This is a genomic window from Paraburkholderia sp. GAS41 (assembly GCF_050436545.1).
Lineage (GTDB): Bacteria > Pseudomonadota > Gammaproteobacteria > Burkholderiales > Burkholderiaceae > Paraburkholderia.
Genome location: NZ_JBNDMK010000018.1, coordinates 77656 through 102196 on the forward strand (window position 1 = coordinate 77656; position 24541 = coordinate 102196).

General features: G+C 63.7%; 23 protein-coding genes and 1 riboswitch. Of the genes, 11 read left to right on the forward strand and 12 right to left on the reverse strand.

Features of this window, described 5'->3' with window-relative positions; all coding sequences use genetic code 11:
- The gene (locus P3T43_RS23105) at positions 1-177 is read right to left on the reverse strand and encodes a DUF1328 domain-containing protein (RefSeq protein ID WP_429271254.1); all 177 of its coding nucleotides are present in this window, start codon (positions 175-177) and stop codon (positions 1-3) included.
- Between the two features lie 257 nt (positions 178-434).
- Between P3T43_RS23105 and P3T43_RS23110 the strand changes: the two genes are divergently transcribed.
- Both P3T43_RS23110 and P3T43_RS23115 read left to right on the forward strand, forming a co-directional pair.
- A complete protein-coding gene (locus P3T43_RS23110) occupies positions 435-1829 on the forward strand; it encodes a sensor histidine kinase (protein ID WP_429283434.1) in 1395 nt (464 codons plus the stop codon).
- 189 nt (positions 1830-2018) lie between these two features.
- The gene (locus tag P3T43_RS23115) at positions 2019-2153 is read left to right on the forward strand and encodes an entericidin A/B family lipoprotein (protein ID WP_429283363.1); all 135 of its coding nucleotides are present in this window, start codon (positions 2019-2021) and stop codon (positions 2151-2153) included.
- 2 nt (positions 2154-2155) lie between these two features.
- Here the strand turns inward: P3T43_RS23115 and P3T43_RS23120 are convergent, their stop codons facing one another.
- On the reverse strand, positions 2156-2281 hold the full coding sequence (locus P3T43_RS23120) for a hypothetical protein (RefSeq protein ID WP_429283364.1): 126 nt from the start codon (positions 2279-2281) through the stop codon (positions 2156-2158).
- A 137-nt stretch (positions 2282-2418) separates the two neighbouring features.
- Complete coding sequence (locus P3T43_RS23125) at positions 2419-3210, reverse strand: DUF4397 domain-containing protein (protein WP_429283365.1); 792 nt, start codon at positions 3208-3210, stop codon at positions 2419-2421.
- 413 nt (positions 3211-3623) lie between these two features.
- On the opposite strand from P3T43_RS23125, the gene P3T43_RS23130 reads away from it, so the two are divergent.
- Positions 3624-5654: an FAD-dependent oxidoreductase gene (locus P3T43_RS23130; RefSeq protein WP_429283366.1), complete on the forward strand. Its 2031-nt coding sequence runs from the start codon at positions 3624-3626 to the stop codon at positions 5652-5654.
- 105 nt (positions 5655-5759) lie between these two features.
- On the opposite strand, the gene P3T43_RS23135 is transcribed toward P3T43_RS23130, so the two are convergent.
- From P3T43_RS23135 to P3T43_RS23155, 5 genes are all read right to left on the reverse strand, one after another.
- Positions 5760-6677 (reverse strand): EamA family transporter, encoded by a 918-nt coding sequence (locus P3T43_RS23135; RefSeq protein WP_429283367.1) that lies wholly within the window; start codon positions 6675-6677, stop codon positions 5760-5762.
- 409 nt (positions 6678-7086) lie between these two features.
- The gene (locus P3T43_RS23140; protein ID WP_429283368.1) at positions 7087-7380 is read right to left on the reverse strand and encodes a pentapeptide MXKDX repeat protein; all 294 of its coding nucleotides are present in this window, start codon (positions 7378-7380) and stop codon (positions 7087-7089) included.
- A gap of 95 nt (positions 7381-7475) precedes the next feature.
- A complete protein-coding gene (locus P3T43_RS23145) occupies positions 7476-8270 on the reverse strand; it encodes a molybdopterin-dependent oxidoreductase (RefSeq protein ID WP_429283369.1) in 795 nt (264 codons plus the stop codon).
- A gap of 12 nt (positions 8271-8282) precedes the next feature.
- Positions 8283-8924: a cytochrome b/b6 domain-containing protein gene (locus tag P3T43_RS23150; protein ID WP_429283370.1), complete on the reverse strand. Its 642-nt coding sequence runs from the start codon at positions 8922-8924 to the stop codon at positions 8283-8285.
- A 123-nt stretch (positions 8925-9047) separates the two neighbouring features.
- Positions 9048-9881: a DUF1223 domain-containing protein gene (locus P3T43_RS23155; protein ID WP_429283435.1), complete on the reverse strand. Its 834-nt coding sequence runs from the start codon at positions 9879-9881 to the stop codon at positions 9048-9050.
- Positions 9882-10471: 590 nt separating this feature from the next.
- On the opposite strand from P3T43_RS23155, the gene P3T43_RS23160 reads away from it, so the two are divergent.
- The 5 genes from P3T43_RS23160 to P3T43_RS23180 all read left to right on the forward strand — a co-directional run bounded on the left by P3T43_RS23160 (position 10472) and on the right by P3T43_RS23180 (position 17183).
- The gene (locus P3T43_RS23160) at positions 10472-10882 is read left to right on the forward strand and encodes a GreA/GreB family elongation factor (RefSeq protein WP_429283371.1); all 411 of its coding nucleotides are present in this window, start codon (positions 10472-10474) and stop codon (positions 10880-10882) included.
- 179 nt (positions 10883-11061) lie between these two features.
- A riboswitch (TPP riboswitch) is annotated at positions 11062-11180 on the forward strand.
- Between the two features lie 92 nt (positions 11181-11272).
- On the forward strand, positions 11273-13204 hold the full coding sequence (thiC, locus tag P3T43_RS23165) for a phosphomethylpyrimidine synthase ThiC (protein WP_429283372.1): 1932 nt from the start codon (positions 11273-11275) through the stop codon (positions 13202-13204).
- A 193-nt stretch (positions 13205-13397) separates the two neighbouring features.
- Positions 13398-13940, forward strand: a complete 543-nt coding sequence (locus P3T43_RS23170) for a hypothetical protein (RefSeq protein WP_429283373.1) — start codon at positions 13398-13400, stop codon at positions 13938-13940.
- Between the two features lie 449 nt (positions 13941-14389).
- Positions 14390-15991 carry an L-lactate permease gene (locus P3T43_RS23175; RefSeq protein ID WP_429283374.1) on the forward strand — a complete coding sequence of 534 codons (1602 nt, stop codon included), beginning with the start codon at positions 14390-14392 and terminating at the stop codon, positions 15989-15991.
- A gap of 256 nt (positions 15992-16247) precedes the next feature.
- On the forward strand, positions 16248-17183 hold the full coding sequence (locus P3T43_RS23180) for a DMT family transporter (RefSeq protein ID WP_429283375.1): 936 nt from the start codon (positions 16248-16250) through the stop codon (positions 17181-17183).
- Between the two features lie 405 nt (positions 17184-17588).
- On the opposite strand, the gene P3T43_RS23185 is transcribed toward P3T43_RS23180, so the two are convergent.
- The gene (locus P3T43_RS23185) at positions 17589-17750 is read right to left on the reverse strand and encodes a hypothetical protein (RefSeq protein ID WP_429283376.1); all 162 of its coding nucleotides are present in this window, start codon (positions 17748-17750) and stop codon (positions 17589-17591) included.
- 163 nt (positions 17751-17913) lie between these two features.
- Positions 17914-19146 (reverse strand): outer membrane protein assembly factor BamC, encoded by a 1233-nt coding sequence (gene bamC / locus P3T43_RS23190; protein ID WP_429283377.1) that lies wholly within the window; start codon positions 19144-19146, stop codon positions 17914-17916.
- Positions 19147-19590: 444 nt separating this feature from the next.
- Between bamC and P3T43_RS23195 the strand changes: the two genes are divergently transcribed.
- The 3 genes from P3T43_RS23195 to P3T43_RS23205 all read left to right on the forward strand — a co-directional run bounded on the left by P3T43_RS23195 (position 19591) and on the right by P3T43_RS23205 (position 23332).
- On the forward strand, positions 19591-20013 hold the full coding sequence (locus tag P3T43_RS23195) for a DUF2844 domain-containing protein (protein ID WP_429283378.1): 423 nt from the start codon (positions 19591-19593) through the stop codon (positions 20011-20013).
- A gap of 12 nt (positions 20014-20025) precedes the next feature.
- Positions 20026-21288, forward strand: coding sequence for a DUF3443 domain-containing protein (locus tag P3T43_RS23200; RefSeq protein ID WP_429283379.1), 1263 nt, complete (start codon positions 20026-20028; stop codon positions 21286-21288).
- Between the two features lie 154 nt (positions 21289-21442).
- Positions 21443-23332, forward strand: a complete 1890-nt coding sequence (locus P3T43_RS23205; RefSeq protein ID WP_429283380.1) for a glycosyl transferase family 1 — start codon at positions 21443-21445, stop codon at positions 23330-23332.
- A gap of 97 nt (positions 23333-23429) precedes the next feature.
- On the opposite strand, the gene P3T43_RS23210 is transcribed toward P3T43_RS23205, so the two are convergent.
- The gene (locus P3T43_RS23210) at positions 23430-23891 is read right to left on the reverse strand and encodes a hypothetical protein (RefSeq protein WP_429283381.1); all 462 of its coding nucleotides are present in this window, start codon (positions 23889-23891) and stop codon (positions 23430-23432) included.
- A 276-nt stretch (positions 23892-24167) separates the two neighbouring features.
- Positions 24168-24485, reverse strand: a complete 318-nt coding sequence (locus tag P3T43_RS23215; protein ID WP_429283382.1) for a hypothetical protein — start codon at positions 24483-24485, stop codon at positions 24168-24170.
- Between the last annotated feature and the right edge of the window lie 56 nt (positions 24486-24541).

Sequence of the window (24541 nt, forward strand, 5' to 3'; positions counted from 1 at the left end):
CTAATCCACGATCTTTTTCGTGACCACAAAGCCCAGCACGAGGAACAGCACGCAGAGGATCAGGAAGACCACGAACAGGAACTTCGCGATCGCGGCGGCACCGGCTGCAATGCCGGTAAAGCCGAACAGGCCGGCAATCAGGGCGATCACTGCGAAGATCAAGGCCCATTTCAGCATGATGGATTCCTCCAGAAACACAGATGGTGGGTTGACACAGTCATCCTAACGATCGATCCAACGCGCCGCATTCGGGCTCTCGCCGTTTTTCGTGTGGGAATCCGCCGACATCGCATTACAGACGCATTACGATGACGCAACGCCGCACGGCATCGCGACCGCTCAGTCGCCGCGACGGCTACACTGATACCTCCGCGAAAAAGCAAGCCGTGCGAAAGGTGCGAGACCCGACCGTGACAACCCGACTCAACGAATGGATGCGCCACCGGAGCTGGGCGATTGCGATGACGGTCGCCATCGTCATCACGGTGGGCGGCCTCGTGATTCTCGAAACGGCCCGCGAGCGCATTGCCGCCGAGTACGAGAGCGCCCTCGAAGCGCGCGACGTCACCGTGCAGCTCAGCACCCTGGAAAGCCAGCTGGCGCGATTGCGCGCCTACCAGAGCGACTTTCTCCTGACGAAGCAGACCGCCAGCGCGCAGGCCTATTGCACGACGGCGGCACGTCTGCGCCAGACCGCCCAGCAATTGAGCCTCTACTACCGGCGCCGCGAAGCGGGCAGCGCCGAGCTAGCCAGCTTCACGCAAGTGAGCGGGCTGATCGACGCGCGCATCGGCGCAGGCGTCGCTGCGTTGCAGCAGGCCGCGCCGCAACCGCTCGGACTGGCCGCCTGCGGCACCGCGAGCGGCGAACGCGCGGTGGACACGGCGCTGGTCGACAACACCTTGTCGCTGCTGCGCGATAACGAAGCGAACCGCGCCCAGCATGCCCTCGACGCAAGCCGTGCAGACCAGCGCATTTCGACGCTGTGCGCCGCGGCACTCGCGGCGCTGAATATCGTCCTGTTCATCCTGCTGTTTCGCAATCTCGGCATTCAGCTCAACCGGCAGGCGCGCGTCCAGCGGCAACTGATCACCCAGCAGGAAGAACTCGACCAGCTCGTCATCGAGCGCACGCGCCAGCTCGAAGCGCTGGGCTGGCATCTGCAGGCCGTCAGTGAAAATGAGAAGACCCAGCTCGCGCGCGAACTGCACGACGAACTCGGCGCCATCCTGACCGCGAGCAAGATGGATGTGGCCTGGGCCAATCGCAAACTGAAGGACAGCGAACCGGCGGTCTCCGAGAAACTCGCCCGCGCGCTCGCCAATCTCGACCAGGGCATCGCGCTCAAGCGCCGCATCATCGAAGACATGCGGCCTACCGTGCTGGCGAATTTCGGCCTCGTCACCGCCCTGCGCACGCTCGCCGATGAAGCCGCGCAGCGCAACAACTGGACACTCGACCTGCAACTGCCCGCCGACGACATCCAGCTCGACGAGCAAACCGAAATCGCCCTGTTTCGCGTCGCACAGGAATCGCTGACGAATGCAGCGAAATACGCCCGAGCGTCGCGCGTCTCGATTGGCTTGCAGGTCGAGGATGCCCAGGTGGCGCTGTCGATCGCGGATAACGGCGTCGGCATCATGCAGGCGGATCTCAAGCGCACGCATACGCACGGCCTGCTCGGTATGCGCCAGCGCGTCGCGGCGCACGGCGGGCGCTTCGATATCCGGCGCGGCGTGCCGAACGGCACCGATATTCACGTCGTCATGCCCTGCGTCAGTTCGGCCGCGCCCTCGCTCGACGCTCCGCCGGCGAATACCGCGCTGTAGGACAACTCCCACGCGAACAACGGATCACGCCTACACCAAAATCGCAATCAGGCTGACAGCGCCGAAGCACCCCATTTCTTAAGATGCAATCAGACCGGATCGGCTGGCGTGATGCCCGGTCGGACGACAGCAAGCGCGTGCCGGTCGTCGGGCACGTCAACCGAATGCATTCTTGAAAGGGGAACTCTCATGACTCGACTCATCGCTTTGCTTCTCATTGCAGGCACTGCGGCACTCGCCGGTTGCAATACCATGGCTGGCGCCGGACAGGATATTTCCAACGGCGGTCACGATCTGACCCACTCCGCCGAGCAAGCCAAGTAACTTCAAAAAGACGGCGCCCGCGCGGCGCCGTCTCGTCGCTTCAAGTTGATCGGCAACACGGGCCCGGCGCATTCATCGATGCGCCGGGTTTTTTTGCGCCGCATCCCGTTCGCCATGTTGTTTGCCATGACGTTCCCCATAAACAAAACGGCGATCCACCGCGGGTGGATCGCCGCCCTGCTCCTCCCTGCCTCCCTGCCTGATCAAACCCTATACGGTCCTCGCGGCCCGATGCGACCGCTCGTATTCCATGCCGGATCGCCGCTTACTGGTTCGTGAGCGTGTTGTTCAACTCGATCGCCGGGGTACCGGTGTTGCCGCCCTGTGCCACCAGCAGATGGATCTGCCCCGGCAGCAACTGGCTCAACGTGCCGGCGATCGGTACCGTCGTCACCAGCCAGTCGGCGTTGTTGGCGAGACTGAAGCCCGGGGACTGGTAGATCGGCGTCTTGCTGCCCGCCGTCGTGGCGATCGCAACGTAGGTGCCACCCGACAGATACAGCGAATCCTGGCCCGTCGCCGGTACGGCATTGCTGAACTGGACGCCGGACATCGTCGGGCTCACCGTGTTGATGTTGGTGCCCGCGGGAACGATATACAGATCGAGGTTGGTCGCATTCGCCGATGCATTGAAAGCGCGTACGCGGGCGTCGCTCGACAGCAGCCCCTTGTCGAACGGATCGTCGATCAGGCCAATGCTGGGCGCGGTCAGCCCAGGCAAGGCAAGCACGGTGTACTCGTGGCCATTGGCGGCATCCGGAAAGCTGCCGCTCGCGAGCGCCGTGGTCGTGCCCGTGGCCGCATACGCCACTGTGGTGTTACCCGTGCCGATGTTGGTGAAATTGGTCACGCCGAGATAGTTGATGTCGGTTTGTCCGCCGGGTGCCTTGCCGTTCACGAGGAAATCGACGGCTGGGCCGCCTGGAATAGCGTGGATGAAATGGATTTCCGGATCAGTGATCCCGAGCGTTTTCGCTGCGTCACTGCCGCTGCCACCACACGCCGTCAAAACGGCCGCAACGCCAGCCAGCAACGCCATGGTTCGGATGAGCTTCATGTATTCACCTGTATCGATATCGGGTCTTGACCCATTAATTATGTGAGCGCCCGACCCGCCAGCCGCCGTGTGGGTGAGTGACCCGAACGGCGGCTGGCGGGATCGTTTTCGCGACGCCCCCTCCCTATCCCTACTGCACATCGCGCGTCTGGGATAACGCCGCGCGGCTCCAGCCTGTTGTCCTTGAGCCCGCCGGCGCAGTGCCGCCAGGCTCAAGAACGGTCGATATGAGATGTGCTGTTAGTGACGCTCGCTTTCAGCAATCGCCGTGCCGCGTGCACCAGACTGGCGCTGGAAGGGGCGAAAGCCGCGTGGTGGTCAACGAAGCGGGCGGTTTAGAATTTTTCCTCGGCAGACGCGCGCGAGGCGCGGTGTATCGTTCGTGCGCACCCCACTTTTACAAGGCCCGTTGCATGCCTTACCGACTCTTGCTCTCCGAACTGGACCTCGGCTTCACGACCTTGCGCAACCGCGTCGTCATGGGTTCGATGCACACGGGCATGGAAGACCGCTTCTGGAATTACCCTAAGCTCGCCGCCTATTTCCGCGAGCGCGCCAAAGGCGGCGCGGGACTGATCATCACAGGCGGTATCTCACCGAACCGGCGAGGCTGGCTGCTGCCGTTCGGCGGCACGCTGAATTCGGTGTTCGATTTGCGCAATCACCGTCTGCTGACCGGCGCCGTGCATGCGGAAGGCGGCAAGATCGCGCTGCAGATCCTGCACGCGGGGCGCTACGGCTATCAGCCGTTCGTGGTGTCGGCGTCGGCGCTCAAGTCGCCGATATCGAAGTTCAAGCCGCGCGCCTTGAGCCTGGCGGGCGTCGCGCAGACGGTGCGCGACTATGCCCGTTGTGCGCGCCTCGCGCAGCGCGCCGGCTACGACGGCGTCGAAATCATGGGCAGCGAGGGCTATCTGCTCAACCAGTTTCTCTGTCCGCGCACCAATCAGCGCACCGATCGTTACGGCGGCAGCCTCAAAAACCGGCTGCGGCTCGCGCGGGAGATCGTCGAAAGCGTGCGCGCGGCATGTGGCGCGAACTTCATCGTCGTGTATCGGCTCTCGCTGATCGATCTGGTCGAAGGTGGCAACACGTGGGACGAAACCGTGCAGGTCGCGCAGGCGCTCGAAACGGCCGGCGTGACGATGTTCAATACCGGCATTGGCTGGCACGAAGCACGCGTACCGACCATCGTGACCTCGGTGCCGCGCGCCGCCTTCGCGCCGCTCAGCGCGCGCCTGAAGGCCGCCGTCAAGGTGCCGGTGATCGTGTCGAACCGCATCAATACGCCGGAGGTGGCCGAAGATCTGCTCGCGCAAGGGGCAGGCGATCTGGTGTCGCTTGCGCGGCCGTGGCTCGCCGATCCGGAATTCGTCGTCAAGACCGCCGAGGGACGCACACACGAAATCAACACCTGTATCGCCTGCAATCAGGCCTGCCTCGATCACACGTTCCAGAACCGGCGTGCCACCTGTCTCGTCAATCCGCGCGCGGGACGTGAGACGGAACTGGTGTACCGGCCGCTTGGCGGGCACGCAACAGCGCGCGCGATCGCCGTGGTGGGAGCGGGTCCGGCAGGGCTCTCGGCGGCGACGGTGGCGGCCTCGCGCGGTCATCGCGTGACGCTGTTCGATGCGGGCGCAACCATCGGCGGACAGTTCAATCTCGCGATGCGTGTGCCGGGCAAGGAGGAGTTCAGCGAAACCCTCCGCTATTTCCAGAGCCAGTTGCGGCGGCATCGTGTCGAGGTGCGGCTCGCTACCCGCGTCGATGCGGCGCTGCTCGGCGCCGGCGGCTATGACGACGTGATCCTCGCCACCGGCATCGTGCCGCGGCGGCCGGCGATTGCCGGCATCGACGGGCCGAATGTGCTGACCTATGTCGACGTACTGCGCGGCGCGCCGGTGGGCCGCAGCGTGGCGGTGATCGGCGCGGGCGGTATTGGTTTCGATGTCAGCGAGTTCCTGCTGCATCGTCCCGGAGAGCCGCTGCCGCAACCGTGCGATGCGTGGCTCGACGAATGGGGTGTCGACCTGACGGTGCGCGGGCGCGGCGGTCTCAAGGCGGCCGCGCCCGCGCAACCGGTGCGCGACATCTGGCTCTTGCAGCGCAAGGCGGGCAAGCTCGGCGCGGGGCTCGGCAAAACTTCCGGCTGGGTGCATCGGGCCACGCTGGTTCGCAACGGCGTGCGCATGCTCGACAGGGTGTCGTATCGGGAGATCAGCGCGCGCGGGCTGAAAATCGCGCGCGACGGCGCCGAACAGTGGCTCGAAGTGGAAACGATCGTGATCTGTGCCGGGCAGGATTCGTTGCGCGATCTTCAGCCTGCCACGCCCGCCGCTGACGGTCCGCGCTTTCACGTGATCGGCGGCGCAGCGCTCGCGACCGAACTGGATGCGAAGCGGGCGATTCGCGAAGGTGCGGAACTGGCGGCACGGTTGTAGCAGCGCGGGTTATGACGCGCTTGCGCGCCGTGTTTGCGCGCTGCGTTTGCGTGCCCGCGCGAAGCTGACGGGCAACGCCCGCGCCGTGACGAGATGCGCCAGCCGTCAGGCCAGCGTGCGACGCCGGTAGTCGAACCAGAACGACAAACCGACGCTCGTGAGAATCACCGCCGTCGCGATCACCGTCGCGCTCGTCACCGCCTCGCCGAGCAGCAGCGCGCCGAGCGCGACGGCCACCACCGGATTCACGTACATGCAACTGCTGGCGATGATCGGGCTGGTATGCCGGATCAGATAGCCATACGCGACATACGCGGCCATGGTACCCACCAGCATCAGGTAGAAAAACGCCAGCACCGGCAGAAAATGCACCTCGCCCATGCGCTCGCCCGAGACCAAAGCGACGATCGTCGACATGGCCCCGCCGAGTCCGATCTGCAACGAGGTAGATAGAAACAGGTCCGAAGGCAGTTTCAGGCGGCTGGCGAGATGCGCGCCACCGGCCCAGAAAAGCGCGCCGCACAGGATCGCAAGGCTGCCGCCGGCCGACCCGGCTGCGCCGCCGCCATGACTCAGAATCGCAATCCCGACGAGGCCCAGACCGACCGCGAACCATTCGCCCGGCCCGATCTTGCGCCCTGCCACGACCGCGATGACAGTGGCAAACAGCGGCACGGTGGCGACCATCACGGCAGCCGTGCCGGTGCCGACCGTGCGCATCCCATAGGCGAGCATGCCGCTCGACAGCCCGACCAGCATAGTGCCCACGAGCCCCGCATTGCGGATTTCAGCGGCACTCGGCCAGACCGGCTCGCGCCGTGCGGCAAACACGAAGAGGCCCACTCCGGCGCACAGGTTGCGCAAGCCGGACAGCAACAACGGCGGGAACGAGCCGAGCGCCACATGGATGGCGAGGTAGGTGGAGCCCCACACGAGGTAGACCACACCGAGCGAAAGCGCGATCCGTCCGCTACGGGACTGGGGCAGACGAAGTGGAAAGCGGCTGGGAAATGGCAGCGACATGCGTTCAACCCGCCTCGACCGTTCGAGGCCTTGCGCCGCCGCTGGTGACCCTAAGGCCGGATGGCGGGTGCCGCAAGATGAATGCGGCCTGGCGGGCAAGGCTGAAAGACATGGCGGTAGAACAGGGAGAATGGCGAGGGACGGCAAATACAGGTCTATCAAGGCACCCGGGCCGTCACGATGATGCATCGCGCAACCTCAGCCGCCTGACAGCAGCGGGCACGCGCTTAAAGCCGGCGAGCCCCATGCGCCAACCGTTCAGCGCACCGCAGCATTATGCAGGAACGCCGTCGAACATCCATGAAAGAATCGTAAATTCTGTATCCGCGAAAAAGTCAGGCCGGGAACTCGCCCCGGCCTGCCCTTGCCGCACGCTCGACCGTTCAAGCGTGCCCGGTGCGCATCCCGGTCAATTGGCCATCGCACCCGAGGCTTCGTGCTTCATGCCCATTGCATCGTTGCCCTTCTTCATCGTGTCTTTCGACATGCCGTCCTTCTTCATGGCGTCCTTCTTCATGGCGTCCTTCTTCATGCCGTCCTTCTTCATGCCGTCCTTCTTCATGGTGTCTTTCGACATACTGTCCTGCTTCATGGTGTCTTTCGACATTGCGTCGTTCGACATGGCTCCGCTTGCCTGCGCGAAGGCGGCCGTGCCGCTCGTCAGAAACGCCACGGCCAGTGCTGCGATTGCGAACTTCTTCATGGGATGACTCCGTTTGTTGTGGATAAAGAGCGCCGGTCATGCCAGCGTGTTTCCGAAGCTTCTGCCGCTCGCGGGTCGGGCCCAACCCGCGCGCGTCAGGAGCCTCCGAACCAGTTGTAGCCCTGATCGACCCAATAGCCGCCAGGGTAGGTATTCGTGACGAACATCTCGACGATGTGCTTCGGATTCTTGTAGCCGAGCTTGGTCGGCATGCGCAGTTTCATGGGGAATCCGTATTTCGCGGGCAGGCGCTCGCCGTCGTATTCAAACGTGAGGAGCGTCTGCGGATGGAGCGCGGTGGCCATGTCGATGCTTTCGTAGTAGTCGTCGGCGCATTTGAAGCCGACGTACTTCGCGCTGGTATCCGCGCCGACGCGCCGCAGAAAACCAGCGAATGGCGTGCCGCCCCAGCGTCCGATCGCACTCCAGCCTTCCACGCAGATGTGCCGCGTGATCTGCTCGGCGTGCGGCAGCGCGTATAGCTCGGGCAAGGTCCAGCTCCGTTGACCGGTGATGAGACCGCTTACGTTCAGGCGGTAGTCCGCGGCGTCGACATCGGGCACGGCGTCGATGTCGTAGAACGCGTTGAAGGGGAACGGCCGGGTGAGCTGCGCTTCGGTATAGGTCGGCGCAAGTTGCTGCGGATCGAAGATGAAGGCCTGGGCGCGATCGTTCAGCCGCGAGACGGCGGTGAGAAACGCGTTGACCGATTTGTCGTCGCTGAGCGAGCAGCCGGTCAGCATCGAGAGGCCGCCGAGCGTGAGCACCTGTTTGCCGAACAGTCGCCGCGACGGCATGCTGAGTTCGCGGCGCGCGTCGATGAGGATCGACTCGCGGTCGAGCTTGCCCGGGACGATCCGCCGGGCCGGTTTCTTGTCTTGCATGGTCATGGTAAGGGATCCTTAGCGGCCGCGCAGCATGGCCAGTAACGAGCGCGGCACGAGTGCCACCATCGCCAGATGCACGGCGATGAACGCGGCCATCAGCGACATCGCACAGAAGTGCACGATGCGTGCGTTGTCGTAGCCGCCCATCAGTTCACGTAGCAGCGGAAATTGCACCGACTTCCAGATTGCCAGTCCCGACAGCACCAGCACGATCAGGTCGCACACCACGAACAGGTAGGCGAATTTCTGCACTGCGTTGTAGACGCGCAGATCGGCATGCGCGAGCTTGCCGGTCAGCGCGGCGATGAAATCGCGCAGGATGGCGCGCGGCGAAAGCGGCAAGAACTTGCGGAAAAAGCGCCGGCTCACGAGGTTGAGCGCGAGATAAACCAGGCCGTTGAAAAACAGCAGCCACATGGCCGCAAAGTGCCATTGCAACGCGCCCCCGAGCCATCCGCCCAAGGTGAGCGAAGGCGGGAACGTGAAGCTTTTGAAGATCGGCGATGCGTCGTAAATGCGCCAGCCGGAGAGCATCATCGTGAGCGCCGCGAGCGCATTGAGCCAATGCGTGACGCGTACCCAGAGCGGGTGTATCGGACCGCTGCGCGGCGGCGCGGCGCGCGGTGTCGTGTCAGCGAGAGCGTGAGGCGTTGCCATGTGAATCTCCTTGAATCAAGGGCGTGAGGTGCGGCGCGTGGCGCGTGCATAGCGGTGCATGTGGATCACGAACTTCAGCGAAGCTGGCCGCATCCACCGATCCTGAACCTATGTCGGGGCGTGTCAATGACACGTGGCCAGTTCAGCCACTTGCAATACCTCGCCCGTGGCGGCGTTTTCAACGAAACCCACCACGCCGAACTTGCCGGGCTGCGCGGCGTTGTCCGCAGCGTCGGCAGGATCGAAGGTGATCTCGCGGCGAATCTGCGCGTTGCCGGCCTCGAGCGGCACCGGGCCGATCCATTGCCGCACGACACGTTCGTGATGCAGCGTCACGCCGCTGTTTTCACCCGCGCGCACCTGCGAAGTCAGTGCGTTTTCGTAGACGGCGAGGTAGGCGTTCAAGGGATCGTGAAGGCTGGCATTGGACGCGAAGCGCGCGTCCACGCTGAAGCCCTTCGCGCCTTGCGCGGGCGGCGCGAGTTCGAGCGCGACAGTGGCCTGTGCAGGCTCGGCGATCACTTTATGGATGCGTTCGTCGAAGCTCGCGGGCTGCGACCAGCCGCGCAATTCACGACCCGACACGAAGATTTCCGGCGTGTAGATCGTGTGGCCGCCGGCGAGATCGGTCAGGCTCTGCTGGCGCTCCGTGAAGCGATGCTGGGAGAAGCGGTCCGTCCAGCCGGGGCTGTTCCAGTAGTCCACATGCAGGGCGAGCGGCACGATGCCTTGCGCCGCGCCGCTATCCTTCCATTGGCCGAGCCAATGATCCGCCGGCGGGCAGCTATTGCAGCCCTCGCTGCTGTACAACTCCACCAGCGCGACACGGTGCGCCGGACTGTGCGCCGTACACATCGAACCGGCGGCTTGAGCGACACCGCTGGTCGCGAGCGCGGCGAGCAGCGCGACGGCACGCACGAACGGCGAAGAGCCAAAGCGACGGCTCACTGAAGTCATGCGCGAAGGCAACAGCGAATGTACGCGCGGAGGCACAAGGAAACGCACGAGGGAATGCATGGCAGGCTCCATCAGGAAATCTGCACGTTTGTCGGCGCGCGTCGGCCGTTATGACAGCAAATCTGAAAATTTCTTGTGAGACCGAGAAAGGACCCCGCAAGCGCCCACAGCATCGGCGTTTCGCGAGCGCCGCTGACTGCTGCGGCAAAACGTGTCAGCCGGAACCCAAAAGGGCCGAATCGCCAGCGTGCTACCATCGACCTACCGTGTGCCGCCTCGTTCGGCACCTTGTCCCAAACACCGCTTCTCAAACACCTTTTCACCCAATCCGCCGGCTCCCCATGCGCACTCCGTTCAACCGTGTCCTGTCCCGTCTGCGTCTGCGCAGGGCGGCTGGCTGCGCGCGCGCCGGAGACTTGCGCCACGCCTCCCGTCAACGAACGCTGCCGCTTTCCGCGGCCCGGCGTCTGACCTGAACGCACCTCCTGACCGGAGCCGCGTGGGTCGGGCTCCGGGCCGATCCCGTACGCATGCCGTTCGCGCGCTTTCGCCGCGCGGCCCTCTTACACCGATCGAATGGAAGTCCCGTCATGAAGACGACCCAAACCTGCTATCTCACCGAACTCGACGTCGCCCGTCTGGAAAAACACGCCGCCATGCCCGGTGCCAACGCGCGGCTGCAAGACATGCTCGATGCGCTGTTGCTGCGCGCCGTCATCGTGGATGCGCACGACATCCCCGCTAACGTCGTCACGATGAACTCGCGCGCCACGCTCGCCGATCAGGCCAGCGGCGAACAGATGACCTGGACTGTGGTGTACCCTTCGAACGCCGATTTCGGCAGTGGCCGGTTGAACGTGTTTTCGCCGGCGGGCCTCGCCCTGCTAGGCGCAAAACGCGGCGCAACGATCCGCTTCACGCCGCCCAGCGGCGCGCAACAGAGGCTCAAGATCGAGCAAATCCTGTTTCAACCCGAAGCCGCCGACGATTTCACGCTGTAGGTCTACCTTTCAAAAGCCGCCGACGATTTCATGCTGTAGGCGCACCTTTCATCTTGCGACGCGCCCCGCCGCGCAGCCCAAACGAGACAAGCGTCCACGGCTGTAAGGCGTCCCCGGATCGGCCGGCGGCAATTTCGAGAGCGGTTGCCAAGCACCGCACAGCCGGTGTATCGTGTGCGCTGCTAACGCGGGGGTCCTGCGTCGCACAGGGGTTGGAGGTCTGTGCTGCGTGGGTGAGAAATACCCTTTGAACCTGATCTGGATAATGCCAGCGCAGGGAAGCGTACGGAATTCGCATCGCAGCACCGCCTCATCTTCCGGCGAATTCCCACAACTTCCGTCTCGTCTCCTGCTTAGCGGCCCCCCATATTGTTTTGCATGGAGATCCGCATGAACGCCAATCCGAAGTTCCTTTCCGCCGACGCTCACGTCGATGCGGCCGCTGTTGCCCCGCTGCCGAACTCCCGCAAGATCTACGTCACCGGCTCGCGCCCCGATATCCGCGTGCCGATGCGCGAAATCACCCAGTCGGATACGCCCGACAGCTTCGGCGGCGAAAAGAATCCGCCCGTGTTTGTCTACGATACGTCGGGCCCGTACTCCGATCCGGACGCCACCATCGACATCCGCGCCGGTCTGCCGGCGCTGCGTCAGCGCTGGATCGAAGAGCGCGGCGACACCGAAGCGCTGAGCGGACTGACGAGCGACTACGGTCGCGAGCGCGCCGCCGATCCCGCCACCACCGAATTACGCTTCCAGGGCCTGCACCGTACGCCGCGCCGCGCCAAAGCGGGCGCCAACGTCTCGCAGATGCACTACGCGAGGAAAGGCATCGTGACGCCGGAGATGGAATACATCGCGATCCGCGAAAACCAGCAGCGCGCCGCGTATCTGGAAACGCTGAAGACGAGCGGCCCGAACGGCGAAAAGCTCGCTGCCATGATGGGCCGCCAGCATCCGGGCCAGGCGTTCGGCGCGAGCGCCTTCGGTCCGAACGGCCTCACGGAAATCACCGCTGAATTCGTGCGCGACGAAGTGGCGCGCGGCCGCGCCATCATCCCGAACAACATCAATCACCCGGAAAGCGAACCGATGATCATCGGCCGCAACTTCCTCGTGAAGGTGAATGCGAATATCGGCAACTCGGCGGTGACCTCGTCGATCGGCGAAGAAGTCGACAAGATGACGTGGGCGATCCGCTGGGGCGGCGACACGGTGATGGATCTCTCCACCGGCAAGCACATTCACGAAACCCGCGAATGGATCATCCGCAATTCGCCGGTGCCGATCGGCACGGTGCCGATTTATCAGGCACTCGAAAAGGTCAACGGCAAGGCCGAAGACCTGACATGGGAAATCTTTCGCGACACGCTGATCGAACAGGCCGAGCAAGGCGTCGACTACTTCACGATCCATGCCGGCGTGCGCCTGCAATACGTGCCGCTGACGGCCAAACGCATGACGGGTATCGTCTCGCGCGGCGGCTCGATCATGGCGAAGTGGTGTCTCGCGCACCACAAGGAAAGCTTCCTGTACGAGCACTTCGAAGACATCTGCGAAATCATGAAGGCCTACGACGTGGCGTTTTCGCTCGGCGACGGCCTGCGCCCTGGCTCGATCTACGACGCCAACGACGAGGCGCAACTCGGCGAACTGAAGACGCTCGGCGAGCTGACGCAGATTGCGTGGAAGCATGACGTGCAGACAATGATCGAAGGTCCGGGTCACGTGCCGATGCAGCTCATCAAGGAAAACATGGACCTGCAACTGGAATGGTGCGACGAAGCGCCGTTCTACACGCTGGGACCGCTGACCACCGACATCGCGCCGGGCTACGACCACATCACCTCGGGGATCGGCGCGGCAATGATCGGCTGGTTCGGCACCGCCATGCTCTGCTACGTGACGCCGAAGGAACACCTGGGTCTGCCGAACAAGGACGACGTCAAGACCGGCATCATCACCTACAAGCTGGCCGCGCACGCGGCGGATCTCGCGAAGGGCCATCCAGGGGCGCAGGTGCGTGACAATGCGCTCTCGAAGGCGCGCTTCGAGTTCCGTTGGGAAGACCAGTTCAACCTCGGTCTCGACCCGGACAAGGCACGTGAATTCCACGACGAAACGCTGCCGAAGGACTCGGCCAAAGTCGCGCACTTCTGTTCGATGTGCGGGCCGCACTTCTGCTCGATGAAAATCACTCAGGACGTGCGGGAGTTCGCGGCACAGCAAGGCGTGACCGACGACGAAGCCCTGAAGAAAGGCATGGAAGTGAAGTCGATCGAGTTCATGAAAAAGGGCGCTGAGATTTATCAGCGGCAGTAAGGCCCGAGGCTGGCGCAGGGTGAACGCGCCGCCGCGCTTGCCGCGGCGCGTCATCCTCGGCCAGTCACTGAAATAAGCGGTAACGACTTTGCAACCTGATGCGGGGCCGCACGGCGTAAGCTAAGAGAATGGTGCCGTGTTGCACATCGTCAACGTCGACCGTGGCGGCATCCAGACGCATCAGGAGCGTGCCATGAGTCCCCTTTCGGCTACCACCCGCCTCGCCGCCGCGGCTGCGGTGCTTGCCCTGGCAGGCTGTTACTACCCGTACGGCTACTATCCGTACGGCGCGAACGGCTACTACACCACCGCACCCGGCTACGCCGCGCAGACTGCGGTGCCGGTCAGCGCCAGCGGCGAGCCGCTGCCGGCCCTGAACGATCACGCCTCTATTCCGGCGCCTCCGCCGCCGTCGGTCACCGCCTCGGGGTCGTACACGGTGCCGTCCGCTTCCTACGCGCCGACCCAGCAGCAACAGGTTTATGCGCCCGCTGCGACGTCTGGTTATGCGGCCTATCCCGCTCCTGCTCCGGCTTATTACCCTTATCCGGCTTACCCTGCTTATCCCGCCTACTATGGCTACGGCTACGGTTATGGCTATCCGTATTACGGACCGTCCGTCTCGATCGGCTTTGCCGGCTTCTGGGGCGGCGGTTGCTGCTGGGGTGGCGGTTGGCACGGCGGCGGCTGGCACGGCGGTGGCGGTTGGCACGGTGGTGGCGGTCATTGGCATTGAGGGTTGCGCGTAGCGACGCGCCGTGAGCGCCATGAAGCGCCACGGCTGCCGCGATGCTATTTGACTGCGCCCCCGATCGTGGGGCCCAACCTCTGTCTCACAGCCCCCGCTTCATAGCCCTTGCCTCACAGCCTTCGTCTCACAGCCTCCTTCTCGCCGCTCCAGTCCACCGAATCTGACCGTTTCGCCAACCCGGCGACATTTTCCCGTCACTTCCCCGCCACCCGTCAGCCATCCGTCCGGCTGACGGTCACCTCTCCCGTAGTTTCCCGTCTTGACTGCGCCAACGCGGGCTTTATGCTGGGATCGCTATGTGCACTACCTATTTAAATACGCGATTCCGGTGCTGTTTCCACGCGCAGCCGTACCGTCATTCGTCCTGCTCCATCCGACGCGTCACGTAGCACGCAGTCCGTCGCGCCGATTCGAATAACAAAGAAGGAGACGTGATGTTTCATCAACTGTTGACTCCCATCGGCAATTCGCTCTTGCCGTCGTTTCTGGTTGCCGCGCTGCCGATTCTGGTCGTGCTGGTGTTACTCGGCTGGGCCCGGCGGCCCGCCTGGCAGGCCTCGCTCGCCGGACTGGTCGTCGGGCTGCTGGTGGCGATTTTCGGCTGGCAGTTTCCGGTCGGGCTCGCCATCAACACCGTGGTCGCCGGCGCCGTGTTCGCGCTCTGGCCGATCATGTGGATCGTCGTCACCGCGATCCTGCTGTATAACATCGCGCAACGCTCGGGCCGCTTCGAAGCGTTTCGCATGTGGATGATCGACAACCTGCCGAACGACCGCCGCATCGTGCTCGTCGTGGTCGGCTTCTCGTTCGGCGCGCTGCTCGAAGGTATCTCCGGGTTCGGCACGCCGGTCGCCATCACCAGTTCGCTGCTGATCCTGCTCGGCTTCCCGACGCTCGAAGCCCTGACCTTCACGCTGATCTTCGATACCGCACCGGTCGCCTTCGGCGCGCTCGGCGTGCCGGTCACCGTGCTGGCGGCGGTCACGCATCTGCCGGCCGACAGTCTCGCGCAGATGATCGGCCGCCAGTTGCCGTTCTTCGCCTTGCTGCTGCCGTTTTACGTGATCACCGTGTATGCGGGCTTTCGCAACATGCTGCGCATCTGGCCGGTGCTGCTGGTCGCCGGCGGCAGCTTCGCCGCCACCCAGTTCGTCGCCTCGAACTACCTGAACTACAGCCTGACCGACGTGCTCTCCTCGCTGGTCTCGCTGATCGTGACGGTGGCCTTCCTGAAGGTCTGGAAGCCCGCCGTGGATCCGAAGTTCGCCGTCAACATCGACCGCATCGCCGAAACCCGCAACCGCAAGATCAGCGGCGCGCAGGGCTGGTACCCGTGGATCATCGTCTCCGTGGTCGTGATCGTCTGGACGATCGCCAAGGTGTTCACGATCGGCGATATCAAGGTGGCGTGGCCGGGTCTCAACAAGGCCGTCTTCATCACCCTGTATCACACGCCTTACGCGGCCATCTGGGACTTCCAGCCGCTCGCCACCGGCACGGCCATCCTCGTGGCGGCAATCATCACAGCGTTGCTGGTGCGCCTGTCGCTGGCTGAATTCGGCCGCGCCATCGTCGATACCTGGGTACAGACGCGCATCGCCATTCTGACGGTGGCAACCATCGTCGGGCTCGCTTATCTGATGAACTACTCGGGGCTCACCTACACGCTCGGTCTCGGCGTGGCGTCCGTAGGCGCGTTCTTCCCGCTGGTGTCGGCCTTCCTTGGTTGGGTCGCCGTATTCCTGTCGGGCAGCGATACCTCCGGCAACGCCCTCTTCGGCAACCTGCAGGTGGTGGCCGCCAACCAGCTCAACCTGAACCCGATCCTGATGGCGGCGACCAATTCGTCGGGCGGCGTGATGGGCAAGATGATCTCGCCGCAGAACATCTCGACCGGCGTCGCCACCACCGAACTCAAAGGCAAGGAAGGGGTGGTGTTCGCCAAGACGTTCAAACATTCGCTGATCCTGACCGTCGTACTGGGGATCATCGTGTGGCTGCAGCAGAACTACCTGCAATGGATGATTCCGCATTGAGCCTCCGCTCGCCGTCATGAAAGAGGCACGCCCACGGGCGTGCTTTTTTTCACCTTCGCTTTCGTTCTGTCAATTTCTCTCACATAGCGATGACTATTGCTCGTTTTACCTGCGGGACGGTTAAGCCTACGATTCACAAGGCTGGACAGCCTGCGGCCGGAGATTCTTGCTGTTTCATTCGAACCTGAAATATTCACAGATTCCCGCTGCTAATATTTGTTTCTGTATCGACTCAATCGCGTTTGACGAGCCTCTCATGAATTCCAGAAGCCTCTCCCAGCTTGTGCTGCTCGCTGCCCTATGGGGTGCGTCGTTCCTGTTCATCCGGATCGGCGTCGCCGACTTTGGCGTCGCGCCGCTGATGGCGCTGCGGGTCGGGATCGGCGCGCTGTTTCTCGTGATCGTGCTGTTCGCGAGACGCCCGGCGCGCCAGTCGCTCACGATCTTGCGCAGCCGTGCGCTGCCGCTGCTCGTGGTTGGCGTGCTGAATTCGGCGGCGCCATTTTGTCTGTTCGCGTACGCGGAGTTGACGCTGTCGGCGGGCGTCACCTCGGTGATCAACGCGAGCGCGCCGCTGTGGGGCGCGCTGGTGGCCTTCCTTTGGCTCAAGGACCGGCTGAGCGCGCTGCGCAGCGTGGGTCTCGTGATCGGTTTTCTCGGCGTATCGATGCTGGTGTGGGATCAGATCACCGCGTCACACGGCGGCAACGCGACGCCCATGACCGCTGCACTGGCCGCAGGCGCCGGACTCGGCGCGACACTGCTCTATGGCATCGCCGCCAACTATACGAAGCGTCACCTGACCGGCGTCGATGCGCTGACCGTCGCCACCGGCACCATGCTCGGCGCCACCGTCGTACTCGCCCCGCTGGCGGTGATCTACTGGCCGGACGCAGCCGTCTCGCCGGGCGCGTGGGGCGCGGTCATCGCGTTGGGCGTCGCCTGCACGGGCGTCGCGTACATGCTGTACTTCCATCTGATCGCGACCGTCGGTCCGGCTCGCGCCATCACCGTGACCTTCATCGTGCCGATCTTCGGCATCCTGTGGGGCGCGCTGTTTCTCGGCGAACGCGTGTCGCCGGGCATGCTTGAAGGCTGCGTGGTGATCCTCATCGGCACCGCCCTCGCGACCGGCGTGATCAAAAAGATCCCGTGGGTGAGGCCGCGCCGTCCTACCCGTGCCGATACCTGAAGCACAAAAAAATTGCCCGCGCTCCGTAGGGAGGGGCGCGGGCAAAACCGTCGCCCTACGAGGATAGGCGACGGGGCCACCGGGGCCGCGCGTCACGCGCGCAGGCCGTCATCGGGCGAAGCACCGGCTGGCTGGCCGGCGCTGGAAATCGTGATGATTCGGGGCGGGTAGAGTTCGCGTGCAGCAGTCGCCTGAGCGGCTACTACACGGCCATCAGGCCCCTTGAGGTAGATAAAAGCAGCTTGCGTGCCAGGCGGAAATACCGTTGGCGCATGGATGTAGATCGTTGATTTTTATCATTATTTTTTAACTCCCGGGCCAATCGAAGGACTTTTGCAGCGAGTTACGCCGTAACGTCACGTTACGTGCGACCCGCACACGCGGTAACAGAGGCCACACGCGGGCTCATCGCATCCACCGTCTGGCGCGCGCCGCCGGTTGGCGCACATGCAGCGGAATGCGCTTGTGACGGTCCCTGGATTCCTGTGTTGAAAGCGCCGCGCCGCACACGAGCGCCAGAACGAGCAGGCTGCTTGCCCACATCCAGTAGGGAATAACATCGAACATGGCGGGTCTCCTTTGTCATGGTTTTGCAAGACAAGCAAACTTCGTGCGAACCGCGCCGTCGCACTTCTGACGCTTCAGTAACGCCATCCGCCGCCGCGCCAAGCCATAAAAAAACCCGCCTGGAAGCCATCCCAGGCGGGTTTTTGACAACGTAGACGATGAATCAGCGCAACTGATCGACCACGAGACTCATGATTTCCTTGGCCGGCTGCGACGCGTCGACCTGACCCTTGTCGTCGACCACCGCGACACGCGTCTGGTCCGGCGTCACTGCGCGCACGTTCACGAGGTATTGCTTGGCGACCTTTTCGGTCTTGCCGTTGAATACCTGGCTCCAGAAGCCCTGCTCGGCGGAGCGCATGTCCTTCGGATCTACGTAGCGGATCGAATACAGGCCGCGCGTACGGTCGCGATTCTCGACCGTGAAGTTGCTGCGGTCCAGCGCGATGCCCACGCGCACCCATGCGCGGTCATACGGCTCGCCCAGCGTAAGTTCAGTGGACGTGTACTGAGCCGACGTGTTCGAGGTTTCGTTCTGATCCGGCCTTGGCGGCTGCGTCGACATGGCGACGTTTTCCGCTGCCGTTTTGGCGGCCGCCGAGTTTGCCCCTGCGGTTGCGGCGCCCGGCGCCGTCTGCGTGCCAGCCGGCGACAGCGCTGTGCTCTGCGTGTCGCCCGTTGCAGCATGCGAATCGGCCTGTGCCAGCGACGCCATCAGGCGCTTCAGGTATTCGGTTTCGAGACCCGGATCGTTCGGCTTGGGCTGCCACGTGGTCGACTCGTTGTTCGCGCCACTGAGGGCTTCCTGCATGCCCTTCTGGCTGATGAACACGTACGTGCCGCCGGTCGGCGCCGCTTCGAGGCGCGTGCGGAACTTGTTGCGTTCCGAGGCCACGTACGAATTGCCCATTGCCTTCGACAGCGTATCGCGGATCAGACCGTCGTTGATCTGCGCATGGGTTTCATTCCAGTCGGTCTCCATCACGCCCTTGTCACGCTGGTCCACCACCAGCAGGAAGCCCTGCTCCTGCCAGAAGCGGCGGATCTGCGCCCACGCCTGATCGGGCGTCTTGCCGTCGATCACGAGCCAGCTCTCGCTGCCGTCACGCTGGATGTGCATACCCTGGACGGCCGGCACCACGGTCAGGTCGGAAACCGGCGCCTGCGCCTGAACCTGCTTGAGCGTGGACAACGAAGTCTCGCCGCCCTGCGGCGGAAGCGAGCGCTGATCGGACGTCTCCTCGATCATGTTCGGCGGAACGGCCAGCGACACCTGCTTGGATTTGGAGTCGCTCTTGTAGTCAATCTGGGTCGGCGACGAGGTACCGCAGCCGGCGACCAGCCCGCCTGCCATCAGCAATACTGCATACCGCTTGGTAAGACGAAGATCAGTCATGTTCAGGGAATCCTTCCGCTACGCCACGGCAAGTTTCCGTGGATCAACCCGTTATTTTACCGATCCCGGAGGCTCATGTGCAAAAAGCCGGTTTGGCGGCCGCGCGGGGGCCATTTTGACCGCTGGTATTCACGACTCGCCGGGGCGGTGAAGCGCAGATGACGCGCGGGTCGAAAGCGGGTCGTTTTAACAGTTCACAACATTCCCCACATCGACATCAGACTGTCCTGACAGAAACCCTATCCCATTGTTTTACCGAGCCATTTCCGGTTCGCATGACGGCAATTTTTGAGATTCCAGAATGCCTCGCGATCCCCCGCCCGCTTTGGCCAAGAAACCCCAGTGATATCTTGAATTCGTCATCTTTAAAAGAACGAAGAGGTCAGCATGCGGATGTCGAGGACGATCCTTTTCCGTATTTCTGGAAGCGTCGCGTGGTCGGCGATGTTCAGCTTACTGCTTCCGGCAGCAGACGCCTGCGCGGCACTCGGCGACACCATGGCCAGCGCGCGGCTGGGAACGAGCGCCGCACCCGTGCCGCTGCTCAACGGCGCGGTGCAGATGCGCACCCAGCGCGACGCGGGCGGCACGACCGTGAACGAATACGCCTCCAGCACCGGGCAAATCTTTGCCTACACCTGGCAAGGCCCCACGATCCCCGATCTGCCCGCGCTGCTGGGCGCATACGACGCGTCCTATCGCGCCGGCGCTGCCGAAGGATTGACCGGGAGTCACGACCTGCATGCGTCGCGGGTGGCCCGTTCCGATGTGGTCGTAGAGTCCGGGGGCCAGATGCGTAGCTACGTGGGTCGAGCATGGCTGCCCGCGGCTTTGCCTGCCGGCGTCACACCTGCCGATCTGCCCTGAAGGAGTCCACTCATGCCGACCCGCATCGTGTCCTTGCTCCTGCTGTACAGCGTACTTGGCAGTTGCCTCGCCGGCTGCGGCGGAGGCGGCGGAGGGAGCGCCAATCCCACCACGAGCGGCGCGGCTGCCGTCCCGGCCTCCGACCCCGCAGCAGCCAGCGCGCCACTTACCGCCGGCCCCGTAGCGATTCCCCAATCCACTACGCCAAACGTTCAGCCGATCGCCGTCGCCGCCGCGCCCGGTCTGATCCGCAATATGTTGACCACCAGCGTCACGATCTGTGAGCCCGGCACCCGCCACTGCGCGACGATCGACAATATTCAGGTGGATACCGGCTCCCAGGGCCTGCGCATTCTCGCCTCGGCACTGCCGGCTGGCCTGCAACTGGCGGCGCTGCCGTCCGGCGGCGGCACGACCGGCGAGTGTGCGGTGTTCGGCGGCGGCTACACCTGGGGCGCGGTGCGCAGCGCGGACGTGCGGATGGCCGGCCAGCTCGCCGCCGCGCTGCCGGTCCAGTTGATCGCCGACCCCGCAGTGCCCACCGTGCCGTCCGACTGCGCGGGCGCGGGCCTCGCCATGCAAAGCGACCTGTTCCTGCACAGCAACGGCATTCTCGGCGTCGGCCTGTTCGCGGCGGACTGCGGCAATGCCTGCGAGAATGCCGCCCTGCCGCGCTGGTATTACAGCTGTGCCGCGAACGGCGCCTGCCAGGCCGCCGCCCAGCCGCTCGCCCAACAGGTCACGAATCCGGTAAGCGAATTCCCGCTCGATAACAACGGCGTCATCATCGACCTGCCCGCGGTGGCCGATAGCGGCGCGCCATCGGTCGCGGGATCGCTGATTTTCGGCATCGGCACCCAGGCCGATAACGTGCTCGGCGGTGCGACGGTGCTGCGGGCCAACGCGCAAAGCGGCTATGTCACCACGCAGAGCGGCGGGCAAACCTACTCGCGCAGCTACCTGGACAGCGGCTCGAATGCCCTCTTCATCGCCGACGCCGGGTTACCGGAGTGCGGCCTGTGGTACTGCCCCGCTACGCCGGTTGCCGCGACGGCAAGCATCGCGGGCACGGACGGTGCCGCCTCCACGATCGCCTACTCGATCGGTTATTCCACGGCGCTCTTCAACAGCGCGAACAACGCCTTCGACAACCTCGCCGGCATCGCCAGCAACGGTTTCGGTTGGGGCTTGCCGTTCTTCTACGGACGCCGCGTCTACACCGCAATCGAGTCACGCCTGACCTCCGCAGGCGCCGGTCCTTATTACGCCTTCTAACCATTCGGTACGCAAACGCGCGCAAGGCACCCGCACAGAAAATTCCCAAAGTCCCGCACTAGACAAAATTGATACGAGCCAACTGCGATAATTCGATTCTGGACTACATCATCTCAATATTGTTAGTCCTCCCTATCTTTATAAACGTATCGAATTGATGGAAGAAATTTTCTCGCTCGACGACTTCGAAGAACTCGTCTACACCCGCGCGTACGATCGCGCCTCGATCCAGTTCATCGCGTTTCTGGCACTTCTGCATCGCAAACGCGGTGAACTGGATGCTGATTTTCGTGGGTCCGGGCTGAGCGATCTGTCGCCTGGCGAGCAACATGCGCGCTTTTGCACGCGCCTCGCAACGGCCGTTTCAACGCTGTTTGCCGACCCGGATTTTCGTCCCACCACCGTTTGCTTCCGGCTGATGTTGACGCTGCACGAATGGATTGGCGTGCTGTTTTCGGCCACCGCGCTCGGCAACGCCGATCACATCCTCCGTCATCTGAATCCACGCGGTCCGGCTGGCGCACCGTTTCTCCCCGGCGACCGCTTTGTCGAAAAGCTGTGCCTCCTCTACTCCGGCGAATCCGCCTGGGAGCTCGATTTCGCCGCCCTCTGGGCGCACGACAAGACCCTCGCCGCCTGCCTCGCACTCGCGCTGATGGCACCGGTTTTCCAAGGCTCGGCCCACGCGCACGGCAAGCGCGAAACCTTGCTGCAATGGCTGCCAGGCAAGCTGCAACAGATCGACGATCTGGACGACCTGCCCTCGGCTGTGCTGCACAACGCTTATATGTTCTGCAGCTACGCCGATACGCCCGCGCGTCACGCAATCAAGCAGGACATCAATGTGCTGGTGCTCCGCAAGCTGGCACAGCTCGGACTCACCGATCTGACTGCGCAGAAAGCGGCTCCATCCACCGCGAGCGGGAAGCGCCGCAAGAAGCCGTTGATGGTGGTCGTCACGGAATGGTTCAGTGGCGCTCACTCGATCTATCGCACCCATTCAAGGACCATCGAGGCCGCGCGCGAGCATTTCGAGGTGGTCGGCTTCGGCTTCGGCTACGCGGTCGACGACGCCGGACGCGCGGTCTTCGACCGCTTTATCGAACTGGCAGAACCGGACTATCTCGGCGAGTGCCTGAAGACGATCCGCGAATTCGCCGAAGCCGAGCAGCCGGACGTGCTGTATATGCCGAGCGTCGGCATGTTCGTGCTGACCGTGTTCATGTCGAACCTGCGCATCGCGCCGCTACAGATCGCCGCGCTCGGCCATCCGGCCACCACGCACTCCGACAAGATCGATTACATCAGCGTCGAGGAAGACTACGTCGGCGACCCGGCCTGCTTTAGCGAACGCCTCCTCACACTGCCGCGCGACGGCCAGCCGTATCGCGCCTCGCGTGCGCTACCGGACATCGCGCCGCGCGTGCCCGAGCGGCGCGAGACGATCCAGATCATCGTCACGGCCAGTCCAATGAAGCTCAATCCGGCCTTTCTCGATGCCTGCCGCCAGATTCAGGCGCGCGCCGGACTGCCTGTACAGTTCCATTTCATGACCGGTAACGGCATCGGCTTGCCGCTCAACCACATGCGGCGTGTCATCCGCGTGGCCGTGCCGGGCGCCATCACGCACGGTTACCACGATTACACCGGCTACCTGGCGCGGGTCGACGAGTCGGACCTGTTTCTGAGCCCGTTCCCGTTCGGCAATACCAACGGGATCGTGGATGCGTTGACGCTCGGCTTACCGGGCGTCTGCAAGACCGGTCCGGAAGTCTTCGAGCATATCGACGGCGCGTTGTTCGAGCGCGCCGGTATGCCCGCCTGGACCACGGCGGAGACAGTCGAGGGTTATATCGAAGCCGCCGTGCGCATGATCTCGCAGCATGAAGAACGCGAGGCTTTGCGACGCCAGCTGATCGAGACCAAGGCGGTTGAAAGGCTTTTTGAGGGACGTCCAGAGGTGTTCGGCGAACGTGTTTTGCAACTCGTACACGACACCCGCAAGCGCAATGCCCAAGCGGCTGCGGCCGTCGTCAGCGCTTGAAGTTCAGGGGGAAGCGGGGCGAATGCCCCTGAAACCGGTCGATACTGGAGGCAGGGCAAAGCGCAGCGTTGCCCTGTGTGACGCAACGCAAGTGCCCTTATTCGCTGGTGTCGCCAACCGCCGAGTCGCTGGTCTGCAAGAGTTCCTTCGGTGCCAGCCACCGGAATGACGCCAGATTCAAACCGGTGAACGTGCATTCCGCCGCTACGTTCTTCGCCAGCTTCCGGGGTTTGGACGCTTTCGCACGGGCTGCCGCCGAGGACAAGCCCGGCGGGGGCGCCGACGCCGCCTGGGCCGCCGATGCAGCCGTTTCCTCCTCGGTCTGCATCCGCGACAGCGTGGCCTCCACCACAACCCGCGTGCCGTCGATCCCCGTGCCGCGGTGCCCGACCGACAGCTTGCTGCTGGCTATATCGGGCAACTGTTCGGGCGACACGTCAGCCAGCTTGCTGCGCATCATCTGTTCACACGCGTCGGTGTTCTTGTAGACGGCGGTACACCCCGCCAGCAGCACGGCGGCGGTCGTTACGCATGCGATACATAGAGTGCGGGTCTTCATCGATATTCCGTTTTTCAGGCTGTCGGCATTGTAGCGTAAGGGCTGCGACGCGCGCAGTCCGCCCCGCCATTGCCGTCCCGCTCGCCCGCTTATCCTTTCACCCGGTTCAAGCCGCACCCCCTCAAGCCGCACTCACGATCTCCCCGCCCTTCCGAATCAAGCACTACTGAGCATTACGTGAAACGCAATTGAAACGATGCCCGACGGTCGACCTCTGCCGGTCGCCGTCGGACATCGCAATACCCTCTCTGCACAGATGCTGCCGCGTACCTGAAGTCAATTCGACGGCGGCGGCTGGACATTGGTGCGCACGCCGGCCAGCGGCGCCCCATAGCCGCCCGCTTCCACATTATTGGGCAGGCCATTGACGAGTTGCGCACGCGGATCGGTCGGATTGAGGTTCATTTCCCCCGCCTGCTGATTGCCGTGCGACGGATATTCGCTGCCGAGCGCTGCATTGGGCATCAACTGCTTGCCGTTTTGCGGCGCGTACACATCGTCCTGCGGGGCGAGACCCTGAGCACCCGCGTACGCGGCGACGGCGAGGGTGCCTGCGCACAATAGGGCCTGCAATAGCTTCGATGTGAGTTTCATGTTGCCTCCGACGAATGGAATGGGGTCACGCACGATCCGCGTCTTGCCAGCCGAAA